At 33.4% G+C, this 24,763-nt stretch carries 18 protein-coding genes; 5 read left to right on the top strand and 13 right to left on the bottom strand.

Features of this window, described 5'->3' with window-relative positions:
• Positions 1 to 544: 544 nt before the first annotated feature.
• Positions 545 to 1,435 (bottom strand): helix-turn-helix domain-containing protein, encoded by an 891-nt coding sequence (locus SLH52_RS09850; protein ID WP_320209088.1) that lies wholly within the window; start codon positions 1,433 to 1,435, stop codon positions 545 to 547.
• An 822-nt stretch (positions 1,436 to 2,257) separates the two neighbouring features.
• Between SLH52_RS09850 and SLH52_RS09845 the strand changes: the two genes are divergently transcribed.
• Together SLH52_RS09845 and SLH52_RS09840 are read left to right on the top strand one after the other, a co-directional pair.
• Complete coding sequence (locus SLH52_RS09845; RefSeq protein ID WP_413785507.1) at positions 2,258 to 3,766, top strand: MDR family MFS transporter; 1,509 nt, start codon at positions 2,258 to 2,260, stop codon at positions 3,764 to 3,766.
• A gap of 119 nt (positions 3,767 to 3,885) precedes the next feature.
• Complete coding sequence (locus SLH52_RS09840) at positions 3,886 to 4,428, top strand: hypothetical protein (RefSeq protein WP_320209086.1); 543 nt, start codon at positions 3,886 to 3,888, stop codon at positions 4,426 to 4,428.
• Positions 4,429 to 4,536: 108 nt separating this feature from the next.
• On the opposite strand, the gene SLH52_RS09835 is transcribed toward SLH52_RS09840, so the two are convergent.
• From SLH52_RS09835 to SLH52_RS09790, 10 genes are all read right to left on the bottom strand, one after another.
• On the bottom strand, positions 4,537 to 6,453 hold the full coding sequence (locus SLH52_RS09835) for a glycoside hydrolase family 3 protein (RefSeq protein ID WP_320209085.1): 1,917 nt from the start codon (positions 6,451 to 6,453) through the stop codon (positions 4,537 to 4,539).
• 211 nt (positions 6,454 to 6,664) lie between these two features.
• Entirely contained in the window at positions 6,665 to 7,297 is a 633-nt protein-coding gene (locus tag SLH52_RS09830; RefSeq protein WP_320209084.1) for a DUF2306 domain-containing protein, read from the bottom strand.
• A gap of 148 nt (positions 7,298 to 7,445) precedes the next feature.
• Complete coding sequence (locus SLH52_RS09825; protein ID WP_320209083.1) at positions 7,446 to 8,186, bottom strand: toast rack family protein; 741 nt, start codon at positions 8,184 to 8,186, stop codon at positions 7,446 to 7,448.
• Between the two features lie 572 nt (positions 8,187 to 8,758).
• Positions 8,759 to 9,442 carry an ABC transporter permease gene (locus SLH52_RS09820; RefSeq protein ID WP_320209082.1) on the bottom strand — a complete coding sequence of 228 codons (684 nt, stop codon included), beginning with the start codon at positions 9,440 to 9,442 and terminating at the stop codon, positions 8,759 to 8,761.
• Positions 9,443 to 9,505: 63 nt separating this feature from the next.
• Entirely contained in the window at positions 9,506 to 10,429 is a 924-nt protein-coding gene (locus SLH52_RS09815; RefSeq protein WP_320209081.1) for an ABC transporter ATP-binding protein, read from the bottom strand.
• Positions 10,430 to 10,522: 93 nt separating this feature from the next.
• Positions 10,523 to 11,458, bottom strand: a complete 936-nt coding sequence (locus SLH52_RS09810; RefSeq protein ID WP_320209080.1) for a sensor histidine kinase — start codon at positions 11,456 to 11,458, stop codon at positions 10,523 to 10,525.
• Between the two features lies 1 nt (position 11,459).
• Positions 11,460 to 12,158, bottom strand: coding sequence for a response regulator transcription factor (locus SLH52_RS09805; protein ID WP_320209079.1), 699 nt, complete (start codon positions 12,156 to 12,158; stop codon positions 11,460 to 11,462).
• A 776-nt stretch (positions 12,159 to 12,934) separates the two neighbouring features.
• Positions 12,935 to 13,168 carry a hypothetical protein gene (locus tag SLH52_RS09800; protein WP_320209078.1) on the bottom strand — a complete coding sequence of 78 codons (234 nt, stop codon included), beginning with the start codon at positions 13,166 to 13,168 and terminating at the stop codon, positions 12,935 to 12,937.
• 191 nt (positions 13,169 to 13,359) lie between these two features.
• A complete protein-coding gene (locus SLH52_RS09795) occupies positions 13,360 to 14,277 on the bottom strand; it encodes a hypothetical protein (protein ID WP_320209077.1) in 918 nt (305 codons plus the stop codon).
• A 458-nt stretch (positions 14,278 to 14,735) separates the two neighbouring features.
• On the bottom strand, positions 14,736 to 15,398 hold the full coding sequence (locus SLH52_RS09790) for a phosphatase PAP2 family protein (protein ID WP_320209076.1): 663 nt from the start codon (positions 15,396 to 15,398) through the stop codon (positions 14,736 to 14,738).
• Between the two features lie 764 nt (positions 15,399 to 16,162).
• Here SLH52_RS09790 and SLH52_RS09785 point away from each other — a divergent pair.
• A complete protein-coding gene (locus tag SLH52_RS09785; protein ID WP_320209075.1) occupies positions 16,163 to 17,725 on the top strand; it encodes an ABC-F family ATP-binding cassette domain-containing protein in 1,563 nt (520 codons plus the stop codon).
• Between the two features lie 577 nt (positions 17,726 to 18,302).
• Positions 18,303 to 19,049 (top strand): MerR family transcriptional regulator, encoded by a 747-nt coding sequence (locus SLH52_RS09780; RefSeq protein ID WP_320209074.1) that lies wholly within the window; start codon positions 18,303 to 18,305, stop codon positions 19,047 to 19,049.
• A gap of 69 nt (positions 19,050 to 19,118) precedes the next feature.
• On the opposite strand, the gene SLH52_RS09775 is transcribed toward SLH52_RS09780, so the two are convergent.
• On the bottom strand, positions 19,119 to 21,275 hold the full coding sequence (locus SLH52_RS09775) for a PAS domain S-box protein (RefSeq protein WP_320209073.1): 2,157 nt from the start codon (positions 21,273 to 21,275) through the stop codon (positions 19,119 to 19,121).
• Positions 21,276 to 21,690: 415 nt separating this feature from the next.
• Entirely contained in the window at positions 21,691 to 23,088 is a 1,398-nt protein-coding gene (locus tag SLH52_RS09770) for a sigma-54 interaction domain-containing protein (protein WP_320209072.1), read from the bottom strand.
• Between the two features lie 356 nt (positions 23,089 to 23,444).
• On the opposite strand from SLH52_RS09770, the gene SLH52_RS09765 reads away from it, so the two are divergent.
• Positions 23,445 to 24,644: an ornithine--oxo-acid transaminase gene (locus SLH52_RS09765; protein WP_320209071.1), complete on the top strand. Its 1,200-nt coding sequence runs from the start codon at positions 23,445 to 23,447 to the stop codon at positions 24,642 to 24,644.
• Positions 24,645 to 24,763: the final 119 nt, after the last annotated feature.

The raw sequence follows: 24,763 nt of genomic DNA, 5'->3' as shown, positions 1-24,763 counted from the left end.
ACCACAAATACCGTTTAGAAATTCAACTCATAATCACTACTGTTTAAAGTGAATTCTATTGCCTTCTCCAGTACTTTTTAGTAAACACAATACAAAATAAGTCTTATAAATAAAAATCAGGCACGAATTCATCTACATGGTCTTAGCTAATTCTTATATGCCGTGTTGGCTGCTTATCCTACTTATAAAACTTTAAAAATCCCCCTCATAAACGGAGATGGGATTTTGTCATTTTTCACTATAATGGAAGCACGCTAATTAAGCCTGTTAAATTCAACAGTAATTTAACCTAATAAATAATTAATCAAAATTACTTGTTATTCCACAATATGGCCCAATTCGGGAATAAGAAAGGACATTACATATTATTAGTCATAAAATATGTAATGTCCCTTAATTTATCTACCTGTTTAATTTAGGTCTTTATAAAGTCTTATCCAAAGAAGAATACCGTCGCATCTTTTTTATAAACAGCGTGACTTTATTTTAATTCTACAACTATCCATTTTAACAAAAATAACAACAAAGTTTACGAAAAGAGCATTTACAAATAAATCTCAAGAAGTTTTTCTATTTTTTTCACTTCACTATTGATTAGCAAATCATGCTGGTTTTTTAAGAAAAATAAGAGGCTTTCAATTAACACCACTTTAAGCTCTTGCTTGTTCATTTCCTCTTCAAGTGCAAGGAGTGTCGAAACATATCTTTCTTTCTCTGTCTCCCCAAGTGTCGTCTCTTGTATATGCTCTCTCATCTTATGAATGCTATGAATAATTTGATCTATCAAATGCTCTTTTGCAGTCCGTTCCCCTATCATTTCATGGTCAAAAATAGATTTTGTCAATAAGGGCTCTTCATCATCCATAATGCTCTCAACAATGGCATCAAGTCTACGCACAATGAAAGCGCCCATCCTCTTGACATCCAATTCTGCTTCGCCAACAAGTAAATTAAATGTATATTCCTTTTGAATTCCATTTAGCATCGTTACACAATCTAATAAATGTTTTTCTATTTTATCACCATATACTTCAAGTAAACGCAATCTATACCAACTTAAAAATTGCGATCTCATACGAAAGATATATTGACGAATGTCATCATTGACTTGAATGATTTGTTCTCTCATTTGCAGTCGCATAAAATCCTTATAATTCACTGCTTCTTGGAGCTGCACACTAATTTGCTCAATGAGTATTTCTTTTGGAGTTAGATTTGAGTTTCTTTCTACCATCGAAACTTTTTCAAACAGAACGTCATAGTAATGCTTAAAAATAGTCATTAACAATTCTTCTTTAGAACTGAAATAATTGTATAATGAGCTTTTTGCAATTCCACTCTGAACCGCTATTTCTTGCATAGATGTAGCATGATAGCCTTTTCTAGCAAATAACTTCATTGCTGAATTCACAATTTCTTGCTTTCTACTCTTCAATTTGATTCCTCTCCCTAATAATTGATCATGAAATGGAAGATCGTAACCTTCGAAACGAAGGAAATTTATTAATATGTTCTCCTCAAGCCACCAAGGTAATTTCGAGGAGTTTTGTACAGAAGTTCAACAATTTTAATCATTCATATTAAACGCAAATATATTGGTTCTCATTTAGATACTTCAAATAGGCTGTTTTTGCATTGGTAGCTGTTTTACACACTATAACTTAAACACGTATTCATATAGTGTTCGTGGCATCTTCCCTTCTCTATAACATTGAAAATGGCTACAACTACCAATTAGTAGCTCAAATTTTCTTGGAATAGCGACAAAGATTACGAAAAGAACCTTACGCAAAAAAGTTTAAATACATACTTATGTGACCGAACGGTCGTTTTCTTTCATCTTATCCTAATCGTTATACAATTTCAATAAGCTCGTATTCACAGCTTTATATTTGACTTATGAAGTTGATTATCATATACTATGACCGAATGGTCGGTATATTTAATTGAATACATTATATGTAAGAAAAGTATAACATAACTGCCTATTTATAAATTGGTTTCTTATTTTCGCTACATTAACCATGAAAAAGCATCCTCATTATTCATAAAACTCGCACTAACGACCGAATGGTCGTTAGTGTTTAACTTTTATTATATAAATTCATTCTAATCATCATTACCTTTAATACTTTAATTTCGGCATACTAATGATGAATTAAACACATTGTATATATTAAACAAAAAGGCGGGGAGAAAATTGGGCACACAACAAGGTATTAATACAAAGTTAGTCTTAACTGGCTTAATCATTGGGATGTTTTTTAGTGCACTCGAGCAAACTGTTGTTGGAACAGCCATGCCAACCATTATTCATGAACTAAATGGTTTTTCAATATTTGCATGGGTGACAACAGCTTATTTAATCACTTCGACAACAGTCATTCCAATTGTAGGTAAGCTAGCCGACTTATACGGTAGAAGAGGCTTATATTTGTTAGGAGTTATTATCTTCATGATAGGTTCGGCACTCTGTGCCACTGCTTCATCTATGGAGCAACTTATTATTTATCGAGGAATACAAGGAATTGGCGGCGGTATGATTATGCCGTTATCACAAACAATCGTTGGTGATATTTTCACAGCCGAACAACGTGCTAAATGGCAAGGTGTTTTTGGGGCTATCTTCGGCTTAAGCTCAGTCATTGGGCCATTCATTGGTGGATTTATCGTCGATACAATTAGCTGGCACTGGATTTTTCTCATTAATGTCCCATTTGGAATACTATCAGCTGTACTCATTTTTATCGGCTTAAAGCAAGAGGATTTTTCAAGGAAAGAAAAAGTAAATATCGACTTTTTAGGGATTTTCACATTAATTCCATCTGTTATACTGCTACTACTAGGTTTAACATTTGGTGGAGATAAATTTGATTGGGCTTCAAGTACTAGTTATATCATATTTGGCAGTTCATTAATATTACTCATTATTTTCATATTTATTGAAAGAAAGGCGAAGGAGCCAATATTAGATTTACAGTTATTTAAAAACCGTGTCTTTGCAACAACAAGTGGTTTAGGTTTCTTATTAGGCTTAGGAATGTTCGGAGCAATTATGTTCGTTCCAATGTTTATGCAATATATTTTTGGTGTGAGCCCAACAGAAGCTGGATCTACAATGACGCCAATGATGATCTCCCTTATCGTTGCAAGTATTATCGGAGGAAGATTACTGCTTCGCCTTCGCTACCGTACAGTATTAACTGCTGGCATGGCAATTACGATGACTGGATTTTATCTAATGAGTACGATGGGAGTAGAATCGAATCAATTTATAGCATATGGTTATATGATTGTCATGGGGTTTGGAATGGGGCTTGTCATGCCAACACTTATGATTGCTGTCCAAAATGAATTTCCTAAATCTCGACTAGGTGCTGTTACTTCAGCCTCAACCTTTTTCCGTTCAATTGGCGGAACAATCGGGATCACCGTTTTAAATGCGGTGATGAATAAATCAATCGAAACAAAGTTAGCTGCTGCAGCTTCAACTGAAACTAATCAAGTTGCTTCTGGTATTCTCGATAGCTTAGTTGGAAAAACAGATGATTTACTTAAAACCATGCTTGCACCTATGACACCTGACATGCCAGAAGATGTAAGTAATATAGTTGTTAACACTATTCAATCAGTGTGGACACAATCCTTTTCCACCGTCTTCTTAACAGGTCTGATCTTCATTGGTCTTGGAATAATCGTTGCACTATCGGTAGGAAGTGGCAAGATTGAAAGAGATAAAAAGAACGAAAAAGTAAAAGCTTCTTAAATTAAAGCTCCATCTATACAGATGGGGCTCTTTCTTACTTAGCTTCTGTGTACTATTTCTAAACACGATGATATGCTTAAACTAGTTGATATCAGTAGCTGCACTGGGGGAAAAAATCATTGGAAACTGTATTTATACTAAGCTATGGCTGTAGTTTGGATCATAGCAATATCGATTTTTTACTAAAAGATCAATTAATGCCTTTTAAAAAATTCTATAATAACGTAAATAAAAATATCTCTAGCAATCCAGAGATAAAGTTAATCTATGACGTTTTTGATGTACATAGTGAGAGACATACCGAAAATAAGTATTTTTTGGAGGAGTTTTATATAAGTAAAACTCAATTGGCTTCCTTTGAACACTCACTCCTTAAATTAAAAGGAAATCATATTCGCTGTAGACCTAATACAAGAGGGCATATTTATACATATATCAACGGAAAAGAATATACTGGACGTGTTTTCGTTACATCAGAGCACAAAAAACATTTAATATTCCTTGATGATGAATCTATGGATAATGCAGAACTTAGGCAAAAGCTACACCTTTTACCTGAGCAATTGCAAAGGCTTGTTTTCTCTAACGATTTTGAGTATAGCGATATTGAATCTATATTTACAGAATGGATTCAAATTCTCATTGAGAGACTCATAAAATGATACTCAAAAAGCACCGCCTGCAAGGTGCTTTTTTGAGTTAGTATTTAATCATTTGTCTGAGCAATTATCGTAGCTCAGACAGTTAATTCTCTTCGTTTAGTCACTTAACTAAGGTGTCACCTCTGACTTACTTAAGCCAAAGCCGTAGTCAAATAAAATATACTCATCAAACTTGTCACGATTGTCATAAGCATCTAAATGAGTTGGCCAGCTAATAGGGAGCTTACCGGTAAAGTCTTTATCACCAAACAGTACATCTGCTACGCCTGCACCTTCAGTCCCAGGGAGCCAAGCAGCAACTAAGCCTGACCAATCATCCATTTGCTCTGTTACAATCATAGGTCTACCAGCTACAAGTATTACAATAATTGGGATATTAGGATCTTCTGTACGAATATTTTGTATCGTTTCTAGGTCAACTTGCTTTAAATTAAGGTCATTCGTGTCACCATCAGTTTCTGCGTAAGGTTCTTCACCAATAACGACAAGTGCCACATCATACCCGGCAGCACCCTTGCCATTAACATCGTACGTAACAGTTTTATTAGAAGCTACTTCTTTTATCCCTTCAACAATAGTTGTCCCATCAGTAATATCACCAGATTCACCTTGCCAAGTGATCGTCCATCCTCCTGATTGGTTACCAATATCATCTGCATTTTTACCAGCTACAAATATTTTATCCATTTCAGGTAATTGATTAAAAATTGGTTGCCCATTTACTTCATCATTTTTCAATAATACTAAAGATTCGCTCACAGCTTGACGTGCTAAAGATTGATGTTCTTCTGACCCGAACGAATCAGCAAGTGATTGATCAGTTTTAGGATTCTCAAACAAGCCCGCCTCAAATTTCACTCGTAAAATACGAGACACTGCATCATCAAGCCGTTCCATCGTAATTTCATTGTCATTAACTAATTGTAATGTTAATTTAAACGTCTCTCTCCAGTTCTCGGGCTGCATTAACATATCAACACCAGCATTAACAGAGACTTTGATTTGCTCTTTTAATCCAGAAACAGAATTTCCGTTATGATCTATAGTAATTTGTTGTATTCCATACCAATCAGAAATAACAAATCCATCAAAGCCTAATTCATCCTTTAAAAAGCCTGTCAATAATCGTTCATTAGCATGCATTTTTAATCCTTGTATGCTGTGAAAGGATGCCATAACTGTTCTAACTCCAGCTTTTACTGCTTTTTCGTAAATTTCCTTATCCATTTCAATAATTTCTTCCTCAGTATATTGAGTTATATCACCTTGGTTTTTTCCACCATCTGTATAACCTTCACCGATAAAATGCTTTGCTGTCGCAACTACCTTTGAGGTTTGTTTTAAATCGCTAATGCTAGTCCCTTGAAATCCTTCAATATAAGCCACACCCATATCAGCTACTAAAGTGGCATTTTCACCAAAACCTTCATAGGACCTTCCCCAGCGTATATCTTGAACACTCGCTACAGTAGGTGCAAATGTCCAGTTAGGGCCCGAGGATTTAATCTCTTTTGCTGTCGCTTTTCCTATTTCACGTATTAAATCAATATTTCTCGTTGAGCCTAAACCTACACTATGCGGAAATATTGTTGCACCCTTAACATTATTATGCCCATGAACTGCATCAACACCGTAAATAAGTGGTATACCTAATCTAGTTGCCAAAGCTCCATCTTGATAAGAATCTACCATTTCTTCCCACAATTCCCTTGTGCTACTTTCCTCCACATTTAGTTCAGGGAAGGATCCACCACCATTCAATATTGAACCTAAATAGTAATCCTTTACATCATCTTTCGTTACAGATTTTTCTTCAGCTTGAATCAGCTGTCCAACTTTTTCTTCAACTGTCATTTTAGATAATAAGTCTTGGACACGATCTTCTATCAAAGCTTCTGGATCTAAATACACTACTTTCTTTTGTGCGGGTTGTTCTGTTTGTCCATCATATTTTACAATTATAATTCCAACTACCGTAACTATAATAATCAAAAAAACAGAAATAATCAGCGGCTTTTTCTTCATAGCTTACCCTCCTAAAACCATTCTTCTATCCTCCTCAAAGAGTATAGAAATCCACTTTATAATCATAATGAAAAAGCAAGCTGTATATAAGTAATGATATTTTGGAAAACGTTTTCTTTTTTTGGATATGGTCTTTCTATATATCATGTGTTTTTCTCAACCACAAAAAAAGAGAACGCAATAAAACATTGCATTCTCTCATTATTTAAACCTACAAAGGTTTTTGTTGAAAGGATTGTGTCCTCATAACCAGTTCTACAACAATCAGATTAGGAACCCAACATAACCACGAGATTATTTGATAGCTATTATGAAACGAAGCCTCACCTAAGATCAGTATAAATATTGGTAACCATATTCGTAACATCACTGCTGCAAATGTCAGTGCATAGTTTCTAATCATCCATTTGCGATGTAAATGGATTTTTTGCTCTTTAATCATTTTTAGAGCAATTAAGCCAGATAATAACCAGCTTACAGATAACAATCCAAAGCCAAGCTGTGCTATCAAGCCCCCTGTTGCGTAAAATGCTAAAAATAAACCTGAAATACCACCAATGAAAACACTAAGGAGATAAACTTTGCCCATCATTTTGTGAACATAAATATTTCTTTTCCTGAACCTTTCTGATAAAAGAAATGGACCGAGCAACAAGGAGCATAAACTACCGAAAACATGAACAAAGAGTAACACATACCACATCTTACTTTGTGGTCCATATTGTTCAATTTTATCACTTATAAACCCTGAGGTTTCTGAACCAAAAAAGCCGTATTGTAACAGTACATAACTGCAAATTACAACCGCCAATAAAAATATACCCCACCATCCCAACCTCTTCACTCTCTACACTCCCATCCCTACGAATAGGACCTTCTAAGGATTACTAGGTCAAAAATCACTCTCTAAACGATATTTACACCGTTCAGAGAGAAGTGTTAATTCAATATAATTGTAAATATTTTTAATATTCAATATATATGGCGTTACATTATTTAACTTCAAATGTAATTTCACCAATACCGACATCTGTATCAATATCTATTATCACATCAGCATTTTCAAAGGCATCATTTACATAAATACCGTTACCATCAGAAATCAACCCTTTAAAATTAGCAGCACCGATCCCCTTTTCTGAATGAACCCTTACTCCAACTTCATTAGGAAGTAGAATTGTTGTACTCCCTATACCAGCGTTAATACGGACATCAAAACTGTTTTCCCAATCACCACTTAAATCTAATGTCATATCACCAACACCAGTATCAATCTCTAAATTACTTAACAACAAACCACGTAAATCTAATTCAGTGTCAGATACCCCAGCATCAACATTAAGGTCTATAGGGACCTCATCTGATAACCTTAAATCCCATTCATTCTTAAAGCTACCTTTACCAGGTATATGAAAATTAAAATCAAAAAAGGAAGTTTTACTGCTTTGGGTAATTTCTACCTTCCCAGTATCTCTTCTTACATCATATGATACATCAGGTTTTAATTTCTCATCTTTATATGCTATATTTCCTTCAACCCATTCATTTGTTCCTTCAGATACACGTATATCACCTACTCCAAAGAAAAGATTAACATCTAATTCTTTCGCTTGATCTTTTTTTATCTCAATTGTTTCATCTCTTTGAGTAGTTCCGCCGGTTGTCATACTAAACCCAAATGCAGCAATTAATAACGTACCAATTACAATACCTACAAGTGTAATTTTCCTCATTGAAAATTTCCCCCTTTTAGTTAGCTAATATTTATCATACTGGAGATTCCCGTTACCATTAACGCTCTTGAGCTCTAATTGTTGCTAAGACCTGAGGCTTAGAAGATGTACCTTTCCTACTAAGGCAATACCCAATACAGACTAATATTGAACGTTCAAGTAAACTTAAGCGCTTAATATCAGGGAACCCTTTTCGATTTGTTGCTATTGAGACTAATATAGGATAACAACAACTAAATCCATGCATTGAACTCATGTTACATGAGCAAAGATATGCCACGAATGCTTGGTTTATATGTATTTATTTCTTAGTTCCAAAAGCAACAATCAATACGAAAACAGCCATTACAAAACATCCTCATTTTCTATATTTCTCATAGATACATAAGCAACTACTACTCCTATAGCATATAGATCCAATGATATAACAATAATGGAAATTAAGGGAAAACCACCATTAAAATAAACTTATGCATTGAACTCATGTTACATGAGCAAAGATATCACGAATGCTTGGGTTATACGTATTTATTTTTTAGTACGAAAAGCAACAATCAATGTGAAAACAGCCATTACAAAACATCCTCATTTTCTATATTTCTTATCGATACGTAAGCAATCCCTACTCCAATAGCACATAAAGCCAATGGTATGACAATAATTGAACTTAAGGAAAAGCCACCATTATTTGAATTAAGTATTGAAATAATAATTATGGAGGAAACTATCGTTGCTGGTACTGATTTTTTCTTCATGCCAAAATAAAGCGGAATTAAGCAAATACCTGAAGCTGCAAGAGCTTGAAGCACTATTCTACTAAAATGATTTACAACTAAATCCGTCGTCATAACATCTGGGATATAATGATTGTATGACTCAAGTATAATAAAAATAGTAGATATAATTATATTAGATAACAAAATTGTAAAAAAAGTGAATCCACTAATCATGATCAGCTTTGAAAATATCAATTTTTTTCTGTTAATAGGATAAGTAAATAAGACAGATATTGTTTTATTTTTATATTCATCAATAATTAATTTAGCAATAAGAACTGCCGCAAAGATTACAAAGGTAATTCTAACAAACGTATCAATTATTAAAAATAACTCATTATAATCTGGGATAAAGTTGTCTTTATCTATATAATAAATCATTGCAAAAAAAAGTGTAATTGAAATATTCGCTATGATTACTCCTCTCATAATTCCTTTAAAATTATGTTTCTTTAATTCTAATTTCATTAAATTTAGCATCATATCCACCTCTCATGTTTATGCTTTTACTTTTATTCTTCCTCAATACTTACCTCATTCAGTTTAAGCAATCTTCCCATCCCCATTAATCATTTTTAAGAAATATTCCTCTAGTGTATTGTTTTTCTTTGTAATAGATTCAATGGCGACATCTTTTAAAATTAACGCTTTGGAAATTTCACTTTGTGAAATATTTGAATCATAAATTCTTATACACTTTTTATCGATTACTTTAAAATTCGATATGCTAAGCACATGTTCTAAAACAAAAACAGCCTTTTTGCAATCTGTAACTACCATTTCGATACATTCAGTATTCAATTGTCTAACCTTATCCATTGAAAGCTCCTCTATTAATTTTCCATCCTTAATGATGCCAATTGTATCAGCAATTTGTTCAATTTCTCCTAATATATGACTCGAAATGAGTAACGTAATACCGTACTCCTTGCTTAACATTTTGAATAAATCTCTTAGCTCCTTTATGCCAACAGGATCAAGTCCATTAATCGGTTCATCTAAGATTAATAACTCAGGTTTTGTAATAATCGCTCGTGCTATTCCTAGCCTTTGTTTCATACCGAGCGAAAAGTGTTTAACCATTTTATCGTCTACATTTTTTAAATTAACAAGTTGTAACGCATGATTTATAGCACTTTTATCGTGATATCCCATATACTCACAGTGCAGCTCCAAATTCTCCTTTGCTGTAAGCTTTTCATAAAAAATGGGATACTCAATAATGCTTCCCAATCTCTTTAAAATTTCATAAGATGTGTTCGTTAATTTCTCACCGAAGATCTCTATTTCACCACTCGTTGGCTTAAATAAGTTTGTTATCATCTTCATAATTGTTGTTTTACCAGCCCCATTAGGCCCTAAAAAACCATAAATTTCACCTTTTTTTACTTTCATGTTTACATTAGAAATTATTTCTTTACCTTCTATTACTTTAGTCAACTGGTTAGTTTTCAAAATAAAAGTCATGTTCATTCCCCTTTCTTAAAGCTTCTATGTCATATCATACCCATCATAATTTTCTTTTTTATCTCTTATTTCTTACAAAAATCTTAAGATTGCTCATAATGTTAATCTGTTTAATTTAAAGCAAAAACTTGTTTTTTCATGTGGTATACTATGTAAAGTTATTTCCCCTGATAATTCTTCAATCAGTCTCTTCGTAATTGTAAGTCCAAGTCCACTCCCTTGAAACTGTTTATTTCTTGAATCATCAAGGGTAAACAACCGTTCAAATACTAGGTCTTTATGTAATTCGTGAATCCCTTTCCCTTTATCCCAAACTTCTACGTATACGTACTCGGGATCGTTCGATAAGCTAATTCCAATTGTCTTTCCATCACTTCCATATTGAATCGCATTCGAAATTAAATTGTTTAATATTCTATCAAGAGCTTCTTCATTTGCTAGTGAAAAAATAGTATTTTCAGGTATATCTATAACAACTTCGAAACCTTCTGCTGTTAAAATATCATAAAAGCTCAATATATTTTTTCTACAAATCTCATTCATATTCACTCTAGTCAATGCTATTTCTTTATCCCCTGACTCCAGTTTTGCTAAATCGAAAAATTTATTAATGAGTTCAGATACTTCAATCGTTTTGTTATGTATTTTCGTTAATAATCTATTTCTTTCTTCCAGGTTTATATTAGGATTTTGAATGATCGTTTCAATATAACCTAACACGACAGTCAATGGTGTTTTTAAGTCGTGAGAAATATTTGAAAGCATTTTCTTCATCGATATTTCTAATTTAGTGAAATCAGAAATAACTTGTTGATTCTTATTCAATAGCCGATTAATTTCAATTAACAGCATTTGTAGCTCGTTATGACTTGTGACAAGTAATAACTTTTCACTAGAATCTTGAGTAATAATGTTACTTAGCTTCTTATAGATGTATGTTATATCATTATCTCGATTACGCATCGATTTATATTGTACGAAAATAACAATTGTTAATAGGCCTATTACCATAAGCAAGAAAAAAGTCATTTCAAAAGTCCCCTAACTTATAGCCAATGCCCCATAAAGTTTTAATATAAATAGGCGAAGAAGGGTTCTCTTCAATTTTTTCTCGCAACCTTCTCATATGTACATTAATGATATTCTCATCTCCAAGATAACCATCATCCCATATCAATTGATAAATCTGCTCTTTAGTAAAAACCCTATTAGGATGTGAAATAAATAACTTCAAAATATGAAATTCTTTTGAAGTTAGCTTAATTTCCTTCCCATCTTTACTAACTGAAAAATTATTAAGGTCAACTTTAAGTCCATTATATTTCACTATCTTCGTTTCATTTGTTTCCCTATTTTGCGAATATTGTTTAGCTCGCCTAATTGCTGCTTGCACACGAGCAGACAACTCTATCATTGAAAATGGCTTTGCGATATAGTCATCTGCACCAAAACCTAAACCTAATGCTTTATCAACATCACTGTCCTTAGCTGACATGATTAAAATTGGGATCGTACTTTTTTCTCTGATTATCTTTAATAAATCTATACCATTAAGTTGTGGAAGCATAATGTCTAATAAAATCAAATCAAATTCGTTATTCATTAGTATTCTTTCAGCTTCTCTTCCATCATATGCAGTCGTTATCGAATACCCTTCTTTTATCAAGTATTCTTCAACCATTTCACTAATCGATAAATCATCTTCTACAACTAAAATTTTTGCTTCCATAACCACTCACCCTTTTCTAAAAAATGCATAGTCACAAAATCTGTTTTTATTGTTGATAAGCAAATAGCCTTTACTAACATTACTAGATATAAATTGATAAATCCTTTATTATTAAAGCTTTAATATGTAATTGAAATTATATTTTCATAGACTGAAGTAATAATATGTAAAAAATAATGCTCACTTCTCAACAGTTGATCTAACATAAAAAAAGTTAATCATATGATAAAGAAGATGGTTGTATGTATTAGCACATGTTACCAACAATGATAATTCTACTGGTTTTATCATCAATGTAAAAGCTCAAAGCGTCATAGCTACCGTATAAGTTGGATTAGTCCAAAGTATAATTTCTTTGCCCCGAACTGGCTTTACATAAAGAAAAACGCTTTTTAATTTAAAAGCGTCTAAGTAACAATGACTATATCATGAATGTAAGTTGTTTTTATCAAATGAACTCTAAGGAACAATAATTGTTTTGTAAAAGTCGTAAATCAGATCTTACTTCATTCCATTTTAATGAATGCTTTACTTCATTAAAATCTTTTGTGCTTTCTTTAAATCTATGTCTTCAACAATATGTAACGGTGTCCAAGGAATATAAACATTAGACTTAATACCTACACCTGACATCCACCTACCTTGATCAATTCTAGTTAACCTAGTAGTTGGATACCATATAGCTCGAACAAATTATCCCATTTCATAACTGCAAGGCTAGAGTAGTCATTTAAACCAGCTGTAGGTCTGCCAATTACTGTGACCTTTGAAGACTTTTAACTTAGTTCAACAAAAGAATCACCTGAACTTCCACAATATACATCTGTAAGTATAATAATTTTGTTTGGGGATTTTGCACCTGAAAAGATGGCTAATTCCTTAAAGTCACTGAAATCAAACTTAACGAACCCCTTCCATTGATGTTTTTCCCATTCATCACGTAAAACCGCAAGAGATTTCAATGCAATTGGATCTTCTGTCATTTCTATAGAGTTTTTGATGCTATTCATACAAAGACTATAATTACGATCTGTACAGTGATTGGTGTGGGTTTAAACCACTGTCCTCCTCTAGACTCTGAATTTTAGAAAGGTAATTATTTGGATGATCCTACCCTCGTTTATCAACACAACCTGAATAATCATGCTGAATAAAATAAACAATTTCCAAAAAATTTTATAATATATTAGGTATCCTCCAATTACCTTTGATATGTTATGAGCGTCGGCGAAGGTGAAAACGGAAAAAAACTTGCCATTGCTACAGAATATGGATCAGTATTATCGATTTCAGCTTCAATTGCTGTATATGCTCTAGTTTTTGCGAAGTGAATTTGATAGGCTGTCAGTAGTAAAATTAAATTTTCATCTATACCATTCTTTGTTCCACGCCATCCAAATTCTAGTTTATTCATATCATCTGAATAGTGTAAAAGCGAAAATGCCAATACATTGCTTTTATGCACTATAATGTAACTACCTTCTAAAAAGGTGTCTTCGTTAAAAATTAATTGTTCCCATTTATTTAAGTCATGAATACCTAATGGGTTGGTAGTATGTGTTGATTCATACGTCTTTTTTATGAGCATAACAATTTCTTCTTTAAGTTTGTTGTTAAAGCTAATATCCGAAAGGCTCACTACCGAGTGTTCAGCATGTTTAAGCTGTAATTCGTTTACAATCACTGACAAATCAGCTACAGATGAAAGATCTAATAAACTGTTATACGTTCTTCTAACTTCTTTGAAACCCGTTGATTCATAGAAATTCTTTAGCTTAAGCGAGGTTTCCCAAATTGATGTTTGTAAAGGAAGCATATCGTCACAATAGTACTGAAGTTGTTTAAGTAATTTATGCATGTCAACAATATATAATGGCTTAGCAGCTATAGATATGTACGTACAGTATGGGTGGAATACCGATTTCCAAGCTACTGCCATCCCGACTAAATTCTTATTATATGAAACAGAAATGGAACATATTTTCATGGTACTCTTGAATCCTCTTAAGAAATACTCCTTTGACTGTTCATCATCTCCATAGCAAGAACGTAGTAATTCTTTCACTTGTTTTTCTGATTGAAAACTATTTATGTCATATTCTAATCTATTATCTATCATAAAATCTCCATACCCTTAGTATAAATATTTGACTACAATTTACTCATTTCAATTACCTACGCTTTATTGTCTTTAACATATTTATATGTGACTTTATCGGCTTTCTACTTACTCTCATCATTTATTACTCATGCCCCCCAATCCATATTTATCCTGTTTTTATATATTTTATTAGTTTTCGTACACTTATTCTACTAGAATAAATAACTCTGTAACAAAAAGCATATAATTGTCAACTTTACATTAACATCTGTTAATTTTATCCAGTTATTCTACTGAAATTTATGAACGAGGACATCATCTGAAAGGTGATGATTATCTGAGCTCCAAAAATATAAATACCCTAGCCATTTTGTATGAGGCTAGGGTATTTATATAATAATTTAATGTATAATTTAAGTTGTTTTTCAAATTAATTTATCAAAACGTACACAACTACAACTTTTGTATTACGTTGTTTATTTTTTCAAAAAGGTATTTGGAATGTAGTTATGTAAATATATAGCTAATATTAATAAAATTAGCCCGAGCATATGGCCTGCTATGACATCTGTTGGAAAGTGTGCTCCCAATGCAATCCGACTAATACCGATTAACATTATTAGTACCCCTCCACAAAAGCCTATGATGATTTTTTCTTTTAGTACTGTACGTTTATGTACAATTAAATATGTAGCTAAACCATAAGCTACTAATCCTATCAATGCTCCACCGCTAGGAAAACTAAAACCACCCTCTTGTATGGCTGGATGAATGTCAGGCCTCTCCCTTTGAAAAAATTCTTTTAACATTTTATTAAGCACATTTGAGAACAAAACCATTATTACAAGAAGGATAATTCCCTTAAAATCACGATACTTGAGTCTTAAGAATATTATCATAACAACAACGAGTGTAACGATACCTGTTGTAGAACCAAACCAGGCGATAAATTCAAACATTTTAAAAATAAGTGATTGGTGTTCAACAATAAAAATATCACTAATTACCTTATCTATTAATAATAACTCTGTTCCCTTTATCATGTTTGCAAGCAAGAGAAATATTAAACCCATTACAACGCATAGTGCTATGACTACGATTAGAGATAGATTGCCCTTAAGCTTTGACTTGATGTTCATATTAATAATTCAGTCTCCCTTTTAAGTTTTATTGAAGTAATTAATTTATGTAGTTTACCTAATCTATTAGTATCTCTTGACCGAATACCTTAGTATCTACACAAGCACATCATTATATTTGCTTGTGATTTTAATATCTTTTACTCAGCTTAGCGTTTATTATAAAGAATCAACTACTTACATTCTGTAATATGAATGACAGACCATGCTTTTAATTTTTGATAAAATATATTTTTATACATTTACTCAGTGTATTGAAAAGCCTTCTTTATTCTGACGGGATCTAGTACCTTAACTTTTTTGAAGGCTCTTTTCGTAAACTTTTTTGCTACTTGTACTAAAAATGGACAGTATGATGAGTTTATGAGAACTCAATAATTGTAAAAGTTAAAAAGATGCCCCCAAAACTAGTTTACATGTTTATTTTTTGTACGAAAAACAATTCTATCCGAAAACTGCCTATGATTAAAAGCAACAATAAATGCAAAGCCAGTCTTCATCACACAACACAAAACCTGTCTTTTTTACTGTTATTCTGATAAATTAATTTACTACGCTTTGGCCTTGTATTATCGAGATAAAATTGGAATATATCCACGATACTGCTTCTTCATTCTATATGTTATGATTGACAGAAGAAACTACAGAAAAAACCTATATAATTAGGCTGTTTATTCAAAATTGAAAACAATAGCAATCTCGACTCCTATTTAGTATTATGAGTCGAGATGCTTCTTTAAGATATTTAATGGAGGAATATATCAATGAGTTTATTAACAATTGACGACTTAAGTCATAGTTTTGGAGATCGAACACTTTTTAAGGATGTGTCTCTACGACTATTAGCTGGAGAACATGTTGGGCTAGTCGGAGCAAACGGTGTAGGTAAATCGACGTTAATGAATATAATTACCGGACAATTAATCCATGATACTGGTAGAGTGGAATGGACACCGAATGTTGAATATGGCTACCTTGATCAACATACAGTGTTAACTCCTGGAAAAACGATAAAAGACGTGTTAAATGATGCTTTCTTACCGCTTTTTGAACAAGAAAAACAGTTAAATGAAATAACAGCACAAATGGCTACAGCCTCTCCAGAGGAATTAGAAGTCTTGCTAGAAAAAATGGGCGATATTCAAGATCAGCTTGATGCTGGAGGGTTTTATTCACTTGATCTGAAAGTTGATGAGGCAGCTCGTGGACTTGGCCTAGATGCCATTGGTTTAGAACGAGATGTTGCCACACTAAGTGGGGGGCAACGCACAAAAGTATTACTTGCTAAACTGTTATTAGAGCAACCGAAAGTACTATTACTAGATGAGCCGACTAACTTTTTAGATGTTGAGCATATAAACTGGCTTAGCCATTATTTAAAAGAATACCCTCACGCCTTTATGTTAATTTCACATGACACAGAATTTATGAATAGGGTTGTAAATGTCATATTTCATCTCGAATTTTCAAAGTTAACAAGGTATACCGCAAACTACGAAAAATTCCTAGAAATGGCGGACATCAATAAAAATCAACACCTTCAAGCATATGAAAAGCAACAAGAGCATATTAAAAAACAAGAAGATTTTATTGCAAAAAATAAAGCACGATATTCAACTACTGGACGAGCAAAAAGTCGCCAAAAGCAATTAGATCGGATGGAGAGGATTGACCGCCCTGAAATGGCAATGAAACCAACATTCGAATTTAAAGAATCACGTGGAAGCAGTCGTTTTGTCTTTGAAGGAAAAGACCTTGAAATAGGCTATGCCAATCCTCTATTGCCTAAGTTAACAATGACGATCGAGCGAGGAGAAAAGATTGCCATCGTTGGCTGTAACGGAGTAGGAAAGTCTACACTATTAAAAACGATACTAGGAACAATCAATCCATTAAGTGGATCAGCTATACGAGGAGATTTTCTCTATCCATCTTATTTTGAGCAAGAAGTAAAAGTTGAAAGCATTACACCGATTGATGACGTTTGGAATGAGTTTCCTCAATTAGACCAACACCAGGTAAGGGCAGTACTTGCACGTTGTGGCTTAAAAAACGAACATATTTCACGACCACTCAATCAATTAAGTGGAGGAGAACAAGCAAAGGTACGTCTATGTAAATTACTCATGAATGAAAGTAACTGGTTACTGTTCGATGAGCCAACTAACCATCTAGACGTCGTTGCCAAAGAAGAGCTAAAACGAGCGTTAAAAGCATACAAAGGAACGGTTCTCCTAGTGTGTCATGAACCTGACTTCTATGAGGATTGGGTAACAAAAGTTTGGAATGTTGAAGAATGGGCTAACCAAACTATTGAACAAGCATAAATAAGAGACTACCTAATTTAACCACAGCTAACACTATTACGCAGTTGGCTTTGATGTAAAATTACGCCAAGACTGTAGAGCTAGGCATTCATAAAAACTAATATAAAATCGATTGAGACCGTTAAGTTAACAGCTTACGGTCTTTATTGTTGTTTTCAGGTCAATGGTTAATCTGGTCTAAGAAAAAATACATAATCAACCTCTGTTTCGTAGTAGCTTTCCTTCTATAAAATAGGAATATAACTTTGTTTTGTTGCTGGAAATTCGTAAAACCCAACAAAGAAGTAAGCTATTTTGCCTCCATCGTTTTACAAAAGTAAAAGATGCCTTACAATCTTCTACATCCATACTTATTTCTTCTTTTCATACAAATTTAATGTTCAAAAGGCTATTTATTCTCTTTATTTATGCCTTTCCATTATCTTTGTTGCTATTGCTCCTAAACTAGAAGTTTTCGTACAGTCATCGTTTTTTAAAAAAATCACGAAAATAATTATTTATGTAAAAACTCCCTTTTTAATATTGACTCTAACGTTACGTTATACTTTATAGTAAAAGTTGAAGGGAGGTTATAACCATGTCAAAGAGAGTTAAAGAAGTTGCAGATTTGGTAGGTATCAGTGTGCGCACACTACACCATTATGATGAAATTGGACTGCTAAAACCAGCTAAAGTGACTGAAGCTGGTTATCGGCTATACACCGATGATAATCTTGAATCATTACAACAAATCCTCTTTTTTAGAGAGCTTGGCTTCCCTTTAAAAAAAATTAACGAGATTATTAATAGCCCTTCATTTAACCGGCGTGAAGCGTTAGAACTTCACCAACAAATGTTAATAGAAAAGCGACGTCGACTAGATAACATGATTACAACGATTAATAAAACAATCAAGCATATGAAAGGAGAAATTCACATGACGAATAAAGAAAAATTCGAAGGCTTTGATTTTAGTCATAATCCCTACGAGGAGGAAGCACGTAAACGTTGGGGAGATCAAGCTGTGGATACAGTAAACACTAGTATAACAAATATGTCTAAAGATGAAAGGGAGCATTTTTCCAAAGAGTGGGACTCAGTGTATATGAAACTTGCATTACTTCGAGACCGTTCACCTGAATCACAAGTAGCACAAGAAGCAATTAAAGAATGGTATGATTTTTTGAATAAGATAGGAAATTATTCTCCTGAGGCATTTAAAGGATTAGGGCAATTGTATGTTAATGATGAACGGTTCACAAAGAATATTGACAAATATGGTGAAGGCTTAGCAAAATTCATGTGTAAATCAATGGAAATTTTTGCAGATAACATGAAGAAATAACCATTATCATTTAACCTAGAAAATTTCCACATACAAAAAGGGCAGAACTCTCCTGCCCTCTTTTCTATGCTAAGCCGTTTTAGGCAACAAAATATTAAAGGTTGTTCCTTTGTTTTCTTCACTTTCAATAAAAACTTTACCATAATGACTTTCAATTATTTTAAAGCTAACCATTAGCCCAAGCCCATTTCCATCTTTTTTTGTCGTATAAAATGGTTCACCTAACTTCTTCATCTTTTCTTCTGGAATGCCTACACCAGTATCATGAATGGAAATTTGAACATGCTCATCGAGAATGACCGCTCTTACAATAAGGTCTCCACCATTCGGCATCGCTTCTATACCATTTTTAATAAAGTTTAAGAAAACTTGCTTTAAGCGATTTTCATCACATGCGACCTTTATTGCTTCCTCGTTATATTCGAATTTAAGTTTTACTTTCCTTTTTTTAGCTTCAAATTCTAATAATGATAAGACATTATTTATCATAGGTATAATATCCTTCACTTTTAACAATGGTGCATTAGGTTTTGCAAGTACCATAAAGTCCTCAACAATAGAGTTCACTCGTTCAATTTCATCAAGAATAATATCGAGGAATTCCTGTCGTTCAATATTATTTTCATCCTCTCTTAGAAATTCTGCATAGCCCTTCATTGAAGTGAGGGGATTTCGAATTTCATGAGCAACACCTGCTGCTAATTGACCGACCGCAGCTAATTTATCTTGTCGATGAAGCATATCTTCCGTTTTTTTCTGATCTGTGATGTCATTTCTAATCGCTAAATATTGATACGGTTTTCCATCCTCACTAATAAAAGGTACAATTGTTGTATAAACCCAATAAAATGATCCATCTTTAGCTTTATTACGAATTTCACCTTTCCATATGTCACCATTTCCTATCGTTTGCCACATGTTTTTAAAAAAATCAGCGGAATGGTATCCAGAGTTCAACAAGCTATGATTCTTGCCGAGCAACTCCTCTCTATCGTATTTAGAAATCTTACAAAATTCATCATTTGCATAAGTAATAAAGCCTTGACGATCAGTAATTGCCACAATTGTTGATTGATCTAATGCATATTTGATATCGCTTATTTCTTTTAATTTATCCTTCAATTGAAGCTCTGTCAGCTTTTTACTTGTAATATCATTTCTAATCGATACATATTGATAAGGTTTTCCTTTGCTATTAAGTAATGGCACAATCGTTGTATCTACCCAATAATGGGTTCCATCCTTTGCTCTATTTCTAATTTGTCCTTTCCATACATCACCGTGACCAATCGTTTGCCATAGCTCTCGGAAAAAAATTGATGAATGATAGTTTGAATTCAAAATTCTATGGTTCTGTCCAATTAATTCATGCTCCTCATATTTGGAAATTTGCACAAATTTATCATTCACATATGTGATAGATCCTTTAGCATCAGTAATAGCCACAATAGAAGATTCGTCTAACGCGGTTGTAATGTCCTTTGCATATGTCTCTTTAGATGCTACTCTTCTATTTAATGAAATGCTATTCGCCAAAAGTCCTGAAAAAATCATTATAGAAAATACAAGTACAACAAATAGAGCTGTGACATCTTGATTCGCATTTTGAACCAACCCATCCCCTCCTTGAAACTGGAGGTTAGATGCTCTAATTAAAATAAAATGATTTTGTACAATTGCACAAGTAATTAGAAATGAGCAAATCGGTGTGATCCAAGTCCGAATTGTTGCAGACTGTGTTGGCAGTTGAAACAATATCCAAAAAGTAAATACAAAAGTTCCTAATACAATCATACTTGATAAAGCAACTAGCAATAAATTATAGACAACATCAGACACAGCTGAGATACCAATAATATGGCTAGTGACAAGACCAATGGTCATTACTAAACTACATATAAAAATATGTATAAACTTCGTGGATTTCTTAGTTACTAGGGAAAAGGAAGTTGCGGTAAACAGAAGTGCTAGAATGAAAGAAAAAGTCGCCAGAGGTATGTGAAATATCTTTATCCCTTTTGGAGCACTAGCAAGTATACCTAAAAAATTAACGATCCAAATGCCAATTGCCATAGAAATAGATCCACTAATAAATATGCGTCGTTTATTTTTTTCTGCTTTTTTATATATTAATAATAAATCTATAGCAGTATAAGTAGCTAATATAGTTAGTATAATTGACAATAAAATAAGAAACGGATTAAACGAGTCAACTATATATTCCATTTATCATCCAGACTCCCTCATTTAAAGTTTACACTATAATTGTAATGGAATTGTTTGCTACATGGAAGGTCTAAAATCTACTTATACAGAAAAACTACTTAGCTGTGTTTCGTAAACCTAGACTGTTTTCTCAATGATTGTTGTTTTTCGTTCTAAGAAAAAAATACATATAAACCAAGCATTTTTCATGTACTTAGGCTCAATAGTAACAAAGTTTGTGAAAGAAACCTAAATCAAAGACAGGAAACGTTTTTGTCTCATTAATGTTGGTGTTCATACTAAGAGTTAACTGAGAAATTTAACAACCTTTTGTGGCAACTGTTCTTATAAGCAACAAATTTTTCGTAAAAGCACCTTTCTAAAGACTAGAAAAACATACCTAACTACTCAAAGGTATTAAAAAAGCGATAAGTTACTAAAAGTGCTTGTTAATTTGATATTTTCTCAGTCGATATTGAAGGCTCTGTCTACTCATGCCAAGAGCTTTTGCAGTATTAGATATATTATAATCATTGACTTGAAGAGCTTCTTTAATATACTCAACCTCCGCATTATTCATATATTCTTCAAGTGTTTTAAATGACTCCTCCTTATTTAAAGCAACTTGAATAGCATGCTGTTTGAACTGAGGTTTATTTCTAAATTGAATTGGTAAATGTGCAAATGTAATGTCTTCATTCTCATCAATAAAATTCATTGCACCTTCTACGATATGTTCTAATTCTCTTACATTTCCAGGCCAATCATAATCATAAAAAGATCTCATTACTTGTTCATCGATTTGTTTAACACTCATCCCAAACAGTTTATTATACTTTTTAATAAAACTATTTAATAGCAGGTTAATGTCCTCTTTTCTATCACGTAATGGCGGAATAAATACTGACACTACACTTAATCGATAGAATAAATCCTTTCTTAATCGTCCTTCAGCAATTGCATCTATTGGATCTTCATTCATTGTTGCTATAATCCGCACATCGATTGGCGTATCTTTCGTGTCACCGATGCGCCGTATACTTTTTTCTTGGAGTGCACGTAATAGCTTGGCTTGTAATACTGGATTCAAAGAATTGATTTCATCAAGAAGTAATGTCCCGCCTTCCGCTTGTTCAAATAACCCTGGCCGCTCTATTGCTCCTGTAAAAGCACCCTTCTTCGTACCAAATAATAACCCTTCAATAAGATGATCAGGTAGTGCAGCGCAATTCTGTGAAATAAAGGGTTTTGCAGATCGAGAGCTACCGTTATGAATGCTTTGAGCAAATAGTTCTTTTCCTGTTCCAGTCTCACCTACAATAAGTACGGAAGACGAAGTTCGTGTTGCTCGTTTACTAGTCTCAATTAGTTCCTTCATCACCTGACTATCACTTAAAATATGTTCAAATGTAAAAGTTGCATTTCCTTTTTTCTGCATATTTTCCCGTATAAGTCTCTCAAGTTTAGTTACATCTTTAGCAATTTCCATCGCACCAATCATTTGTTTTTTACTATCGCTAATTGGAAAGGTATCGTTTATAGTTGTAATTTCTTTTCCTAGTAGGTTAAAATATGTTTGTTTTACATTCCTTGTTATTTGCAAATGTTGCAGCGCTTGTATGAGTGTGCTTGACTGTTGATCCTGAAATGTATAGCTTTCTAATAAATTTTTGTGTAACACATCTTCACGTTCCATGCCCTCTATTTGTGCCATTTTTTTATTGTATATAATCGTTCGTCCATGCTGATCTATCACATGAACACCGATATCAATTTCATCTACAAGTTGATCAAATATTAACAGAAGCTTATTTTCATGTTCCTTGTTATTCATCTTCATCACCACAATAATATTGTAAATGAACAACTTGACAGCCGCAATATAATTATGCACTAATCACACAGTGTAATAACTTGATGCAAATTTTTTTTGCACAAATACATATTTATATTTGTTAAATACTAATGATACAAGTCTACTTCGCATTAACTGTTGTTTTCCTTCTATGAAATGAACATATACACAACTAGACTTCGTATCGTTTTTTCTTCAGTAAAGCAAGGAATATCATATAAAGCCACTATTACAGTTAAAATGGGAAACAATAGTGTAAGAAAAGCCTTTTATTGGCATGAAAATTGCATTGAAAATTACTACACTATTTTTAAGTAAAAGAAGGAGAGAATTTGATGAACACAACAACTTCAAATCGCATCATTGAACAAACCGAGAAGTACGGAGCTCACAACTACCATCCACTCCCTATCGTTATTTCAAAAGCAGAAGGTGTTTGGGTTGAAGATCCAGAGGGTAATAAATATATGGATATGTTAAGTGCCTATTCTGCAGTTAACCAAGGGCACCGTCATCCAAAAATAATTCAAGCTCTGAAAGATCAAGCTGATAAAGTAACATTGACCTCACGTGCTTTTCATAACGACCAACTAGGTCCTTGGTATGAAAAAATTTGTGAAATGACAGGTAAAGAAATGGCTTTACCTATGAATACAGGTGCCGAAGCAGTTGAAACGGCAATTAAAGCAGTACGCCGTTGGGGTTATGAAGTTAAAGGTATTGCACAAGATCAAGCTGAAATCATCGCTTGTGAAGGTAACTTTCATGGGCGAACAATGACAGCTGTATCTCTATCTTCAGAGGCAGAATATAAGCGAGGATTCGGCCCAATGCTTCCTGGTATTAAATTAATTCCATATGGTGATTTAGAAGCTTTAAAAGCAGCCATTACGCCAAACACTGCAGGCTTCTTACTTGAACCAATTCAAGGTGAGGCGGGCATCGTATTTCCTCCAGATGGATTCTTAAAAGAAGCTTATGATCTTTGTAAGCAACAGAATGTATTATTTATTGCTGATGAAATTCAAGCAGGCTTAGCACGTACAGGAAAAATGTTTGCTACAGAATGGGAAAACGTAGAACCAGATATGTGGATTCTCGGAAAAGCATTAGGTGGTGGTGTATTCCCAATCTCTTGTGTAGTCGCAAATAAAGACATTCTTAATGTATTTAACCCTGGATCACACGGATCAACATTTGGTGGCAACCCACTTGCATGTGCGGTATCACTCGCATCATTAGAAGTGTTAGAGGAAGAAAATCTTGCAGAAAGATCATTAGAGCTAGGAAATTACTTCACAGATAAGCTGAAAGAAATTAATAATCCAATGATAAAAGAAATACGTGGCAGAGGGTTATTTATTGGAGTAGAGTTACATGAACCGGCACGTAAATATTGTGAAACACTTAAAGCAGAAGGTTTACTATGTAAAGAAACACATGAAAATGTTATCCGATTCGCTCCACCACTTGTTATTAAACAAGATGAGCTTGACTGGGCGATTGAACGTATCCAAAAAGTATTAGGAATGTAACGCTATGGTCAATCACTACAACAAAACTAAATAAGCAGCAAATACAAAATGCTCCAACATCTTGTTGACCTCAAACAAGCGTTGGAGCATTTTTTTATACTATTGTACCACCTTGACTG

The organism is Cytobacillus sp. IB215665, assembly GCF_033963835.1.
Classification (GTDB): Bacteria; Bacillota; Bacilli; order Bacillales; family SM2101; genus Nanhaiella.
This window is presented reverse-complemented; position numbering and strand designations above follow the sequence as displayed.